The organism is Paenibacillus sp. GXUN7292, from assembly GCF_050864975.1.
In the GTDB taxonomy this organism is placed as follows: domain Bacteria; phylum Bacillota; class Bacilli; order Paenibacillales; family Paenibacillaceae; genus Pristimantibacillus.
In genome coordinates this window covers 470,499-483,553 of record NZ_JBOZWO010000001.1, presented here as the reverse complement: position 1 = coordinate 483,553, position 13,055 = coordinate 470,499, and the positions used below count along the sequence as shown (strand labels likewise).

General features: G+C 45.7%; 13 protein-coding genes. All 13 read right to left on the bottom strand.

The window, feature by feature from the left end:
• Window positions 1-15 precede the first annotated feature (15 nt).
• Window positions 16-462, bottom strand: a complete 447-nt coding sequence (gene fliJ / locus ACRRU2_RS02210) for a flagellar export protein FliJ (protein ID WP_331698266.1) — start codon at window positions 460-462, stop codon at window positions 16-18.
• Window positions 463-469: 7 nt separating this feature from the next.
• Window positions 470-1,789 (bottom strand): flagellar protein export ATPase FliI, encoded by a 1,320-nt coding sequence (fliI, locus tag ACRRU2_RS02205; protein ID WP_331698267.1) that lies wholly within the window; start codon window positions 1,787-1,789, stop codon window positions 470-472.
• Window positions 1,782-2,621, bottom strand: a complete 840-nt coding sequence (locus ACRRU2_RS02200) for a FliH/SctL family protein (protein WP_432499801.1) — start codon at window positions 2,619-2,621, stop codon at window positions 1,782-1,784. Before ACRRU2_RS02200 ends, fliI begins: the two co-directional genes overlap by 8 nt.
• The gene (fliG, locus tag ACRRU2_RS02195; RefSeq protein WP_432499850.1) at window positions 2,614-3,615 is read right to left on the bottom strand and encodes a flagellar motor switch protein FliG; all 1,002 of its coding nucleotides are present in this window, start codon (window positions 3,613-3,615) and stop codon (window positions 2,614-2,616) included. Before fliG ends, ACRRU2_RS02200 begins: the two co-directional genes overlap by 8 nt.
• Window positions 3,616-3,638: 23 nt before the next feature.
• Entirely contained in the window at window positions 3,639-5,210 is a 1,572-nt protein-coding gene (gene fliF, locus ACRRU2_RS02190; RefSeq protein WP_432499800.1) for a flagellar basal-body MS-ring/collar protein FliF, read from the bottom strand.
• A 41-nt stretch (window positions 5,211-5,251) separates the two neighbouring features.
• Complete coding sequence (fliE, locus tag ACRRU2_RS02185) at window positions 5,252-5,557, bottom strand: flagellar hook-basal body complex protein FliE (RefSeq protein ID WP_331698271.1); 306 nt, start codon at window positions 5,555-5,557, stop codon at window positions 5,252-5,254.
• 30 nt (window positions 5,558-5,587) lie between these two features.
• Window positions 5,588-6,040, bottom strand: coding sequence for a flagellar basal body rod protein FlgC (gene flgC / locus ACRRU2_RS02180; protein WP_331698272.1), 453 nt, complete (start codon window positions 6,038-6,040; stop codon window positions 5,588-5,590).
• Window positions 6,041-6,043: 3 nt separating this feature from the next.
• A complete protein-coding gene (flgB, locus tag ACRRU2_RS02175) occupies window positions 6,044-6,460 on the bottom strand; it encodes a flagellar basal body rod protein FlgB (RefSeq protein WP_331698273.1) in 417 nt (138 codons plus the stop codon).
• 229 nt (window positions 6,461-6,689) lie between these two features.
• Entirely contained in the window at window positions 6,690-7,457 is a 768-nt protein-coding gene (gene codY / locus ACRRU2_RS02170; protein WP_331698274.1) for a GTP-sensing pleiotropic transcriptional regulator CodY, read from the bottom strand.
• 30 nt (window positions 7,458-7,487) lie between these two features.
• A complete protein-coding gene (gene hslU / locus ACRRU2_RS02165) occupies window positions 7,488-8,891 on the bottom strand; it encodes an ATP-dependent protease ATPase subunit HslU (protein WP_331698275.1) in 1,404 nt (467 codons plus the stop codon).
• Window positions 8,892-8,914: 23 nt separating this feature from the next.
• Complete coding sequence (hslV, locus tag ACRRU2_RS02160) at window positions 8,915-9,460, bottom strand: ATP-dependent protease subunit HslV (protein WP_331698276.1); 546 nt, start codon at window positions 9,458-9,460, stop codon at window positions 8,915-8,917.
• A gap of 44 nt (window positions 9,461-9,504) precedes the next feature.
• On the bottom strand, window positions 9,505-10,821 hold the full coding sequence (trmFO, locus tag ACRRU2_RS02155; protein ID WP_432499799.1) for an FADH(2)-oxidizing methylenetetrahydrofolate--tRNA-(uracil(54)-C(5))-methyltransferase TrmFO: 1,317 nt from the start codon (window positions 10,819-10,821) through the stop codon (window positions 9,505-9,507).
• A 103-nt stretch (window positions 10,822-10,924) separates the two neighbouring features.
• Window positions 10,925-13,027, bottom strand: a complete 2,103-nt coding sequence (gene topA / locus ACRRU2_RS02150) for a type I DNA topoisomerase (protein WP_331698278.1) — start codon at window positions 13,025-13,027, stop codon at window positions 10,925-10,927.
• Between the last annotated feature and the right edge of the window lie 28 nt (window positions 13,028-13,055).

Sequence of the window (13,055 nt, the reverse complement as noted above, 5' to 3'; positions counted from 1 at the left end):
AGCAATGATTCATTATTACGGGACAGTCACCATGAATCGGGCGGTTGCAAGCTCGTCAAGCTCATTCTGTTCCTTTAGCTGCACATCATGCCTGAACCGTTCGTAGGCATTTTCCTTGGCTTTAAGCCATACCTTCTCATCCTTCATGCGATCCGCTAGCTTGCTTCTGCTTTTGTCAACGGCAATTTGCGCTTTTCTAACATCTTTCAGCTTCGCTTCAATTCTGGTATGTAAATACTCCGTATATTGCTGGATCATTTGAAGCTCCGATAACGAGGCTCCGCCATGCGAGGCTTCGTGAAGCTTGTCCTCCCAGTGCTTTTTTGCTTCCTCAAGCTCCTTCAAGGAAAGCTCCTCGGAATGAAGAACGCTCAGATCGCTGGAGAGAATCCATTCCGCCTGCGTTTTCTCGCTTGTTTTCAAATCGACTACCTTTTGGAATGAATAATGAAAAGCTGCCACTGATTACTCAACTCCCAATAAAATCATTTCGCAACCTTTGCTGTGCTTCGTCATAGCTTACTTTCTCAGTCGTCTTTTGCCTTGTAAAGCTATTAATCTCTTCTATATAAGCGATAGCTTGATCAATATCTTTATTGGAGCCTTGCTGATAGGCGCCGATATTAATTAAATCCTCTGACTCGCGATAGATGGCAAGCAGCCGTTTTAATTCATTAGCAGCATCCTGCTGCTCTTCAGGCACAATCGCATTCATAACGCGGCTTACGGAAGCCAGCACATCAATAGCAGGAAAATGTCCTTTATGGGCCAGCTGCCTGCTCAGCACAATATGTCCGTCGAGAATACCGCGGACGGCGTCTGCGATCGGTTCATTCATATCATCACCGTCAACAAGCACGGTATAAAAAGCGGTTATCGTACCTGTCGGACCAGTACCTGCGCGCTCTAACAGCTTCGGCAGCGCTGCAAACACGGAAGGCGTGTAGCCCCGCGTCGCAGGCGGCTCGCCTATCGCAAGCCCAACTTCGCGAAGCGCCATTGCATAACGCGTAACGGAATCCATCATGAGCATGACATTCAAGCCGCGGTCACGAAAATACTCAGCAATCGTCGTTGCAATGAGTGCGCCCTTCATTCGAATAAGTGCAGGCTGATCAGAAGTCGCTACTATAACAACCGATCGCGCCAAGCCTTCAGGACCAAGGTCCTTCTCGATAAATTCGAGCACCTCGCGGCCGCGCTCGCCAATTAGTGCAATAACATTGACATCCGCTGATGTATTACGCGCGATCATGCCGAGCAGCGTACTCTTTCCTACGCCTGAACCGGCAAATATACCGACGCGCTGGCCTTGCCCTACTGTAAGCAAACCATCGATAACCCTTACGCCTATACTAAGCGGTTCTGTTACACGCGGTCTTTGAAGCGGATTATTCGGCTCATTATGAGTCGAATAATGAGGCATACGGCTAGGCAGGAACGAGCCGTCAAGCGGATTGCCCAGCCCGTCAAGCACTTTGCCAAGCAGCTCTGAGCCTACCTGGACCGTAAGCGGCTTGCCTGTGCCAACGACATCACATCCTGGACTTATCGCATGCAAATCGCCTAGCGGCATCAAAATTACTTTATTTTCCCTAAACCCTACTACTTCTGCTATTAACGGTTTTGCGCCTTTAGTAGGGTAAATATGACATACATCTCCAATGCTGGCATCCGGTCCCTCGGACTCAACCGTAAGTCCTATAACCTGTGTTACTTTACCGTTGATTCGCACTGGATCTACGGTTTGCAAATGTTCTACATATTTAATGGCATCAAGCTTACTCATACCCATCACGCTCACGATTCTCTTCGAGGCTTTGATTGGCAAGCTGGAGCAGCTCACGTTTAATTTCTTCCAGCTGTGTATCAATGCGCGCATCAATGCTGCCAAAGGCTGAACGTATAACACAGCCGTGATCTGTAATAGTTGAATCAGGCAATATTTGCAGCTCAGCTTGTGAATCGATCGATAGCTGCAATTCTTCCCTGGCCGCTTGTACAAAAGCAAGCTGAGAAGGCGATACACATAATGTTATAACGCCTTGCTCCCGCCTTCTGGACAGCGACTTGCGAATCAGCTCAAGGGCAAGATCATTCGTATCAGCCAGCTGTTTCCCAATAATTTTCTCAGCGATTGAGCAGCTTAGTTCGACCAAAAAAGGCTCGGCTTCTTGAATAATCTGCTCTTTCATTTCATAGGCTGATTGCAATAATTGGGCTGCTTCCTGAAACTTGCCTTCCCACTGCTGTGAAAGCTCGTGTTTTACTTGTTCACGCCCTTCCGCATAACCGCGTTCCAAGCCTTCCTGACGGGCAGCTTCGGCGATCACTTGATCCTCTTCGCGCTTTTGCAGCCACCATACATCGATTTGCTGTTCTGCTTCCTCCAGCAGTCTATTGCTTTCTATCGTAGCTTCTTTAACTCTCTCTTCCGCTACAAATTGAGCATCATTCAATATTTGATCCCTCAGCGAAATCGTCTCTGCATCCGGCTCCTGCTCTGCTTGTTGAGTCTCGAAATCCACTGGTTGTAAAGCTGCTTCATATTGATGAATTCTTTCAAGCTGCTTATGCTCGCCTACAGGTATAACTCTGGAAGATTTAATAAGATTAGACAATGATATCATCTCCCCCGCCGCGAGCAATGATGATTTCGCCAGACTCCTCCAGCCTGCGAATCGTTGCTACGATGCGAGTTTGGGCTTCTTCGACATCACGCAGACGAACAGGTCCCATAAACTCCATTTCTTCCTTGAACGTATCCGCCATGCGCTTGGACATATTGCGGAATATAGCTTCTCGCACTTCTTCACTCGCCACTTTAAGAGCAAGCTGCAAATCTGCATTTTCAATATCACGGATAATTCTCTGGATAGAACGATTGTCGATATTGACAATATCCTCGAATACAAACATCCGCTTCTTGATTTCTTCAGCCAGCTCAGGGTCCTGAATTTCAAGCGCATCGAGAATCGTACGCTCTGTACCACGGTCTACCCCGTTTAAAATTTGTACAATGGAATCGATACCGCCTGCATTTGTGTAATCCTGCGTCACAGTAGCAGACAGCTTCTGCTCCAGAACGCGCTCAACCTGAGAAATAACTTCAGGGGAGGTACTGTCCATAAGCGCTATTCTGCGAGCGACATCCGCCTGCTTGTCCTGAGGCAAGGATGATAATATTTGCGACGATTGATCAGATTGCAAATAGGATAGGACGAGAGCAATCGTCTGAGAATTTTCGTTTTGAATAAAATTCAAAATTTGTGATGGATCAGCCTTTCTGGCAAAATCAAACGGCCTAACCTGCAGCGTGGCAGTAAGTCGATTAATAACATCCAGCGCCTTTTCAGCACCCAAAGCCTTCTCCAATATTTCCTTGGCGTAAGTAATACCGCCTTGTGAAATATATTCCTGAGCTAAACAAATTTGATGAAACTCAGAAAGTATCGTCTCTCGCTCTTCGCTATCTACCTTACGTACGTTAGCAATTTCCAACGTCAATTGTTCGATCTCATCATCTCGCAAATGCTTGAAGATTTGGGCGGATACTTCTGGTCCCAGCGTGATTAATAAAATGGCTGCTTTTTGCCGACCAGTCAATCCTTGCATCGTTCTTGCCAATTCGTGCACCCCTATTCATCCACAAGCCAAGTACGAAGCAGATTAACAAACTCATCAGGCTTGCGTTTGGCAAGTGTTTCAAGATTTTTGCGCGCTTGATTTTCGCTGCTGACAGTTTCCAGATCAAGCGTTGGATATTCCACTTTCGCCGGAGGAGCCATCTCCATCTGTTCCTCAATCGGCTGTTTTCGCTTGCGTGCGAGCATAACAACTAAGCCGCCGATTAATGCCAGCAATGCTGCACCGATGCCAATTGCCCAAGTTGTAGAAATTCCGCCTGCAGAAGCTGTAGCATTCCCTTCAGAAAACTTGCGTGCGATCAGGGAAACTTTCTTTTCAATTAATTGATCATTATTAACATCTTGTCCGGAATCCGCCAGCTTGCCGCGTACAAATGTAGTCAAATAATTCATAATTTGCGTTCGGCTAGCTTCATCACTTATTGCTGATTCATCAATAGCTACGTTAATGCTTAAATCCCTTAATACAAAAGGAGCAGATTCGATGTTATTCGTAATGCGGTTCACATCATAGTTGCGAAATTGGCTGCTCGTTTCAGAGCTTCCGCTGTTTTGAGAGGCTGCGTCGTAAGAAGGTATATCCGTCTCGCCAGTTCCTGCAACACCGCCGGCAGCTCCTGCGCTTCCAGTAAAGCTGCTGTTATTCAGCTCCTCGCTTATGATAATCCCGTTATTATTGTTGTTTTCCAGCGGCTTGACCAAATCTTCCTTGCTGACCTTTTTGTCAAAGTTGATGCTGCTGGATACGCTGACTACCGTTTTATCGATATCTACAAAGGAGCTTAGAAATTGCTGAACACTTTTTGCTACCTCGGACTCGAATTTTTGCTGAATTTGGAATTGCAGCGCTATCGCATCCATTCCGCTTGTATCATTGCCCCCTGCTTCAGATGAGGTCAGCACGCCTTGCGGGCTCGCAATAACAATATCTTTAAGCTCTAAATCCGGAACAGCCACTTTAACTAAATTATAGTAACCGTCGATTTCTTTTTGCGAAGGACGATAGCCTGGAACAAAGTTAATTCTAATGCTCGCAGTTGCTTTACTAGTATCTTCAGGTCTTAGAAAGACACTTTCCTCCGGGCGATTGATCAGCACCTTGCTGCTCTCTACCCCCTGCAAGCCGTTCAACAGCTTTTGCACCTCGCCGTTAAAAGCGCTCTGATACATGACATTAAATTCATTTTCAGTGGTGCCCAGCTGAGACGATTTGTTACTGAACAAATCAAAACCGATTGATCCGTTTTGTACGAGGCCTTGTGAGCCCGCATCGATCTTAACTTTTGAAGCTACCTTGCTCGGCACAGATATGTTTTTGCCGTTCGAGCTTATTTGATACTCGATTCCGTTGTCATCCAAATATTGAATAACTGCTGCCGCATCTGTTGCATCGAGGTTTTTGAAGGCTAATTCATATTCGGTTTTTGTAAATATAACCGTCATTAAAATGATGGCCACCAAAATTCCGCAAACAGAGGCTCCTAACCATATTTTTTGTTTTCTGCCCATCTGGCCCCAAAATTGTGTGAGCCTTTCTCGATATTGGGCGAATTTCTCGTTCACGTTGTCACCTCACCCAATCTCTCTGCTGAGTATAAAGTTCATTAAATTTGCATCCTCATAATATCCTGGTACGCTTCAACCATTTTATTGCGCACCTGTGCAGTAAGTTGCAAACTGAGCTGGGCTTGTTCAGAAGCAATAAGTACTTCGGTTACATCGATTTGTCCTGCCATATATGTATCGTTTAATTTGTGAACATTTACCTGCTGAGCTTCTACGCCTTCAAGAGCCCTTTGCAAATATGCACCGAAAGACTGCGTCAATTGAGCAGGAGTCTTATCCGCTACCGGATTGGATTCCATCTGCTTAATTGGAACAATCTGACTAAGTGATACTGCTTGAATCATTAATATCCCTCCAGTCTAATGTGAAAGTCACTATTTCTTGCCAATCTCCAGCGCTTTGACAAACATTGATTTTGAAGCGTTAATTGCGGTTACGTTAGCCTCATAGGAACGGGATGCGGATATCATATCGATCATTTCCTTCGTCACGTCTACATTTGGCATTCGTACATAGCCGGCTTCATCAGCATCGGGATGCGTCGGATTATATACTAGCTTATCCGGAGAGCTGTCTTCTGTGATTTTTGCCACTTTTACGCCATGTTTTTGATTGGTCTGGCCTAGCTGCTGGTTGAACATAGAAGAGAAGGTTTGGCCATTCGGTGCTAATACGACCATTTTTCTTTTGTATGGCTCAAATTTCCCATCAACAAAGCTTCCTCTAGTGGATTCAGCATTAGCGATATTCGACGATATAACGTCCATACGCATACGCTGTGCAGTTAAAGCTGAGGCACTTACATCAAAGCCGTTAGAAATTTTCAACTACTAGCCTCTCCCTTCAATTGCAATGTTCATCATTTTCATATCATGGTTCAATTGTTGAATGTAAAAACTGTAGTTCAGCTGGTTTTTTGCCAGCAAAGCCATTTCACTGTCAACATCGACATTATTGTTATTATTTCCCATCGAGGTTGACTGGTCCGTTATAACCTTTGCTACAGGAATTTTAGCTACTTCAGAACCAAAGGCTATATGCCTATCATCAGTCCTTTTTCCTGCAAATTGCAATTTCCTACTGTTACCAAGAGACTGCTCTAGCATCGATTCAAATAATACTTCTGACCTTTTGAAATGAGGTGTATCCACATTAGCAATATTGTTGGAAATGATACGCTGTCTCATTTCTGCGGCTTGAACAGCTGCTTCCAACCGTTGGAATGACGCGCTATTCAATAACTTCATCACTATCTCACCACTTTCAATTAGAAAATCTTAATTTAATGTATTCAACAGAATTTCTCTCATTCCTGCTTAGTTCGACATAAATTTATTATAAAGTTGATTTTTTTGTCGATTTATCAAACATGTAAAAAATGGTCCTAATTTTCATGTTTTTGGCAATAAGAAAAAAGACCTGTCTTTTTGTGGAAAGACAGGTCTCGAGTAGAACTTTAGTGCTATAAATGATTTTTCACTTCTTTTTATTTAATTCCAGTAAAAGCTGCTGATTCAAAATTTTAATGTATGTTCCTTTCATGCCGAGAGAACGAGTCTCTATGACGCCGGCACTTTCTAATTTGCGCATCGCATTTACGATCACAGATCGTGTAATGCCAACCCGATCTGCAATTTTGGATGCAACGAGCAGCCCTTCCTTGCTGTCGAGCTCCTCAAAAATATGTTCAACAGCTTCCAGTTCGCTAAATGACAGCGAGCCGATCGCAACAGCTACAACTGCGCGGCTGCGCACTTCCAATTCAATCTCTTCCGCACGCTCGCGCAAAATTTCCATGCCTACTATTGTCGAACCGTACTCCGCAAGCACAAGATCGTCCTCGTCAAACTGCCCGTCAGCGCGTGAAATGACAAGCGTGCCAAGGCGATCGCCTCCGCCTATAATCGGCACTACCGTCATAATCTGCTGATCCATCAGAGTGTGAAACGTTTCCTTCAGCCCCGGATCAGGCGCTACGTTCGGCATCGACTCCTGCATGTCCAAAAATCGGTCATTAATATGCTGTGCAAAACGAAGCTCTTCAGCAGGCAGCGAACGAAAATAATCATGGTCATACGGATCAGCAGCGGCGCAGCCTAATATTTTGCCTCTGCGACTAACAACGAACACAGTTGCCGATATCGTTGAGCTGAGCACCTCTGCCATTTCCCTGAAATTAACTGCTTTGCCGGCTGCTCTTTGCAGCAGCCGGTTCAGCGTCCTTGTCTTTGATAATAAACTCATGTGCTTATTGCCTCCTACAACTCATAACCGCTACAATATATATTGGCTCAAATCTCGATTTTGCGCAATGCTTCCCAGTTTTTCTTTTACGTATTCAGGCGTAATCAATAGGTGCTCAAGCGACAACTCCGGCGCTTCAAACGATAGATCCTCCAGCAGCTTCTCCAAAATGGTGTGCAGCCTGCGGGCACCAATATTTTCTGTATTGCGATTAAGATCTGCAGCAATCGAAGCCAGCTCCTTAATGGCATCCTCTGAGAATTCAACCTCTATCCCTTCCGTTTCAAGAAGAGCGGTATATTGTTTTGTCAGAGCGTTTTTAGGTTCTGTCAATATCCGGACAAAATCCTCCAGACTCAAGCTTGTAAACTCTACCCGAATCGGAAAACGCCCTTGCAGCTCAGGAATCAAGTCAGCCGGTTTGGCAATATGAAACGCTCCAGCAGCAATAAATAATATATAATCTGTTTTAACCGGCCCATACTTTGTCATTACAGTCGATCCCTCGACAATTGGAAGGATGTCCCGTTGAACCCCTTCGCGTGAAACATCTGGTCCCGATCCGCGGGAAGGGCTCGCAATTTTGTCTATTTCATCGATGAAAATAATGCCGCTCTGTTCTGCGCGTTGAATAGATTCCGCTATTACATCGTCCATGTCAATGAGCTTATTCGCTTCCTCTTGAATAAGCGCTTTGCGCGCCTCGCGAACCGCCAGCTTGCGCTTCTTAGGCTTTTTAGGCATTAATTGCCCAAACAGCTCCTGCATATTCATGCCCATGCCTTCAGGTCCTTGCCCAGACGCAAGCATATCCAGCATATTAGGCGTCGTATCCTCGACTTCAATTTCAATAATTTCATTTTCCAATTCGCCTGCTTGTAGCTGTTGGCGCAAAGTGGAACGCTTTTGCTGCAGTTGCTGATCAGCCTCAGGCGCCTCCGGCTCGGATTGCTCCTCCTGGCTGCTGCCAAACAGCATTTCAAATGGATTTTTGGATGCCTTCGCTTTTACTGGCGATGGTGCAAGCAGCGATACAATTCTTTCATTAGCTAGTTGCTCCGCCTTCTCCTTCACTTCTTCTGTCTTTTCAGACTTCACCATGCGGATAGCTGTTTCAATCAAATCTCGAACCATCGATTCAACATCGCGGCCTACGTAGCCTACCTCTGTAAACTTTGTTGCTTCCAGCTTGACGAAAGGTGCTCTAACGAGCTTGGCTAGCCTGCGTGCAATCTCCGTTTTACCGACGCCGGTAGGACCGATCATTAATATATTTTTAGGGACGATTTCATCTCTTATCGCTTCATCCAGCTTGCCTCTGCGATATCGATTGCGCAGAGCAACCGCGACTGAGCGCTTAGCTTGCTTCTGACCGACAATATACTTATCAAGCTCCGCAACAATTTGACGCGGTGTCAATGCATCCTTGCTCATCACTTCATCTCCTCCATTCTATTTCAGTTGATTTCTTCAACAATAATATTATGATTCGTATATACACAAATTTCAGCAGCAATGGTCAATGCCGATTTGGCAATTTCAGCTGCATCCATATGAGAGGCATGACGCTGCATTGCTCGTGCGGCCGAAAGCGCAAAGCTGCCTCCGGAGCCGATAGCCAATATGCCGTCATCAGGCTCGATAAGTTCACCATTACCGGAGATTAACAGCAATCCAGTCTTATCCATGACAAGCATCATCGCCTCCAGCTTGCGCAAAACACGATCCGAACGCCATTCCTTGGCCAGCTCAACAGCAGCACGCTGCAAATTGCCATGATGCTCTTCAAGCTTCCCTTCAAACTTTTCAAACAACGTAATCGCATCCGCAACTGATCCGGCATAGCCTGCTACAACCTGACCGCGGTATAACCGCCTTACCTTTTTGGCAGAATTTTTCATAACCATGTTATTTCCAAATGTGACCTGCCCGTCTCCGGCGATTGCACCTTTTCCATTATGGCGAACTGCACATATTGTTGTTGCATGGAATTGCATTTCCATTCGTATACCTCCTTATAGCTCTTTTCTCATTACTGTACGGCAAGTTACTCCAAATGTTCCTTTATAAATGAATCTATTTGTTCAAGTGCTCTCAATGCGACGGCTTCATTTTTTTCCTTTTTGTTGCGTATTTTTTTGCCCAATGGCGGCATTAAGCCGAAATTGACATTCATAGGCTGAAAATGCTTGAAGTCAGCCGTTGTTATATAATACGCAAGACTCCCTATCGCTGATGCCTCCGGGAATATAAGTGGTTCAAGCCCGCGAGCGATGCGGCCCGCGTTGATGCCTGCAATAAGTCCTGAGGCAGCCGATTCAACATATCCTTCGACTCCGGTCATTTGACCAGCAAACAGCAAGGTATCACGCGATTTAAATTGATAGGATGCATTCAGCAAGCGTGGAGAATTAATAAAAGTATTGCGGTGCATAACGCCAAATCTGACAAACTCCGCATTTTCAAGCCCAGGTATCATGGAGAATACACGCTTTTGCTCTCCCCATTTCAAATGTGTTTGAAATCCTACCATATTATATAGCGTCCCAGCTGCATTATCCTGGCGCAGCTGTACAACAGCATGCGGAAGCTTGCCCGTATGAGGATCAACTAGTCCAACCGGCTTCATCGGACCAAACAACGCCGTTTGCTTTCCTCTTTCAGCCATTACCTCGATCGGCATGCAGCCTTCAAAATACATTTCCTTTTCGAAATCCTTAATAGCTGCTTTTTCTGCAGTAATCAAAGCTTCATAGAAGCGGTCGTATTCCTCTTCCGTCATCGGGCAATTTAAATAGGCAGCTTCTCCCTTGTCATAGCGCGAGGCCAAGTAGGCCTTGCTCATATCAATTGAATCCTTCTCAACGATAGGTGCTGCCGCATCATAAAAATAAAAATATTCCTCGCCAAGAAGCTCCTGGATAGAAGCCGATAATTCCGGCGCTGTAAGCGGGCCTGTAGCGATTACTACAATACCGTCTTTCGGAATCTCTGTCACTTCTTCATTGCGAATCTCCACTAGCGGATGCTCTCTCAGCCTGCTGGTAACCTCAGCAGAAAAGCCTTCACGATCGACTGCGAGTGCGCCGCCTGCCGGTACGGCATGCGTATCTGCACTGTCTATAATAATGGAGTCCAGTTTTCTCATCTCTTCCTTTAATACGCCTACCGCATTGGCAAGTCCAGCCGCTCTCAGACTATTGCTGCATACTAATTCAGCGAATTGGGATGTATGGTGAGCCGGGGTCTGTCTGACCGGACGCATCTCATACAATGTAACCGGCACTCCCTGCTGGGCAATTTGCCATGCCGCCTCACTGCCTGCAAGCCCGGCGCCTATTACTGTAACTCGTTGTTGTGACATAGCAACTTTTCCTCTCTCTTCATTATATATAGTAAGATGACAGTCGACACCCTCCATAAGTGGGAGGGTGTCGACCGAGTAAGCTTCCTAGTTAAAGCTTTCTTTATTCTTCTATCTCCATATCGGCTTCTTCCACGATTTCTTCTGAATAGCTGCAAGAAGGGCATAGCAGCTTTGCACCGCTGCGATTGCGCTTCTCAACCATTTTGGTATCGCATTGCGGACAGGATTTATCCGTAGGCTTATCCCATGACACATAGTCGCATCCAGGGTATTGGTCACAGCCGTAAAAAATTCTTCCTTTTTTACTGCGGCGTTCTATAATTTTGCCTTCGTGGCATTTCGGGCAAGTTACGCCTATATCTTTAATGATTGGTTTTGTATTGCGGCAATCCGGAAATCCGGAGCAAGCCAGAAACTTGCCGAAGCGGCCTAGCTTGTATACCATGTGCTTGCCACATTTTTCACAAAGCTCATCAGATATTTCGTCCTGCAGCTCAACTTCCTTCATTTCCTCTTCTGCTACTTCCAGACGTTTTTCGAATTGCTTGTAAAATTCGCCAAGCACTTGAACCCAATTGCCCTCGCCATCCTCTACATGGTCAAGATTGCCTTCCATGTTGGCAGTGAACTCCGCATCTAGTATTTCAGGGAAAAATTCTTCCATCAGTTGAATAACAAGCTCTCCAAGCTCCGTAGGAATAAATTTTTTCTCCTCAATTGCGACATAGCCGCGTTTTTGAATGGTTTCCAGCGTTGGCGCATACGTGCTTGGACGCCCTATGCCAAGCTCCTCCATCGTGCGTACAAGTCGCGCTTCGGTATAGCGTGGAGGCGGCTGCGTGAAATGCTGCTTCGGCTCGATCGATTCTGCCTTAACCTTATCGCCAATAGCAAGCGGCGGTAAAAACTTATGCTCTTCTACTGTTTCATCGTCGTTGCCTTCCACATAAACCTTCATAAATCCAGCAAATTTGATCTTTGAGCCTGCTGCGCGAAACATCACGTCGCCTGTTTTTAGATCAACAGTCATCGTATCAAGGACTGCTGAAGACATTTGACTTGAAATGTAGCGTTCCCAAATCAGCTTATACAGCCTAAATTGATCTCTTGTTAAAAAAGATTTCATTGCATCAGGCTCGCGCAAGGCGGATGTAGGACGAATCGCTTCATGAGCATCCTGGGCATTGCTGTTCTTCTTAGTATACACTCTAGGCTGCTCCGGGACATAGTCCGCGCCGTATTTCTGCTCGATAAATGTTTTTGTCTCTTCTTGTGCAACAGGCGAAATTCTCGTCGAGTCTGTACGCATATACGTAATTAAACCGACGGTTCCTTCTTTGCCCAGCTCTACACCCTCGTAAAGCTGTTGAGCGACTGACATCGTTTTGGATGCTCTAAAGCCAAGCTTTCTGGCGGCTTCCTGCTGCAGCGAGCTCGTTATGAACGGCGGAGCCGGATGACGCTGCCGCTCTTTCTCCTTCACTTGCTCAACCGTGAAGTTTTTTCGGTCCATCGCCTTTAATATTTCATTCATTTGGTCTTCGTTGCCAAGCTCTCGCTTCTCATTGTTAATAGAATGGAATCTGGCTTCAAAAACCGATTTGTCAAAAGATAGCTTTGCCGTGATCGACCAATATTCCTCAGGAATAAATTCATCGATTTCGTTCTCGCGATCAATGATAAGCTTAACTGCTACCGATTGCACGCGGCCTGCGGACAAGCCTTTCTTAACCTTTTTCCAAAGCAACGGACTTATTTTATAGCCCACCAGCCGGTCCAAAATTCTTCGCGCCTGCTGTGCATTAACCAAATCCATATTAATCGCCCGCGGCGTCTTGAAAGCATCCTTCACAGCCTGCTTCGTTATTTCATTAAATACGACGCGGCATGTTGCACGCTCATCGAGCTCCAAATAATGTGCTAAATGCCATGCGATTGCCTCGCCCTCGCGATCAGGGTCAGCCGCCAGATAAACATGTTTTACTTTTTTTCTGGCATCCTTTAATTCCTTCAGCACGCTGCCCTTGCCGCGAATCGTAATATATTTTGGTTCAAAATCGTTCTCCACTTCAACGCCGATCTGGCTTTTTGGCAAATCACGAATATGGCCCATTGAAGCCTTCACTATATATTTGCTTCCCAAATATTTACCAATGGTCTTGGCTTTGGCAGGTGATTCTACAATAACCAATGAATCTGCCATGCGAGGTGCCTCCTCTCTCTATATCAAA

Coding starts and splice junctions, on each gene's coding strand:
- fliI (WP_331698267.1), bottom strand. CDS start 1,789: ATGAGTAAGCTTGATGCCATTAAATATGTAGAACATTTGCAAACCGTA.
- fliG (WP_432499850.1), bottom strand. CDS start 3,615: ATGCAAGGATTGACTGGTCGGCAAAAAGCAGCCATTTTATTAATCACG.
- fliE (WP_331698271.1), bottom strand. CDS start 5,557: ATGATTCAAGCAGTATCACTTAGTCAGATTGTTCCAATTAAGCAGATG.
- flgB (WP_331698273.1), bottom strand. CDS start 6,460: ATGAAGTTATTGAATAGCGCGTCATTCCAACGGTTGGAAGCAGCTGTT.
- codY (WP_331698274.1), bottom strand. CDS start 7,457: ATGAGTTTATTATCAAAGACAAGGACGCTGAACCGGCTGCTGCAAAGA.
- hslU (WP_331698275.1), bottom strand. CDS start 8,891: ATGAGCAAGGATGCATTGACACCGCGTCAAATTGTTGCGGAGCTTGAT.
- hslV (WP_331698276.1), bottom strand. CDS start 9,460: ATGGAAATGCAATTCCATGCAACAACAATATGTGCAGTTCGCCATAAT.
- trmFO (WP_432499799.1), bottom strand. CDS start 10,821: ATGTCACAACAACGAGTTACAGTAATAGGCGCCGGGCTTGCAGGCAGT.
- topA (WP_331698278.1), bottom strand. CDS start 13,027: ATGGCAGATTCATTGGTTATTGTAGAATCACCTGCCAAAGCCAAGACC.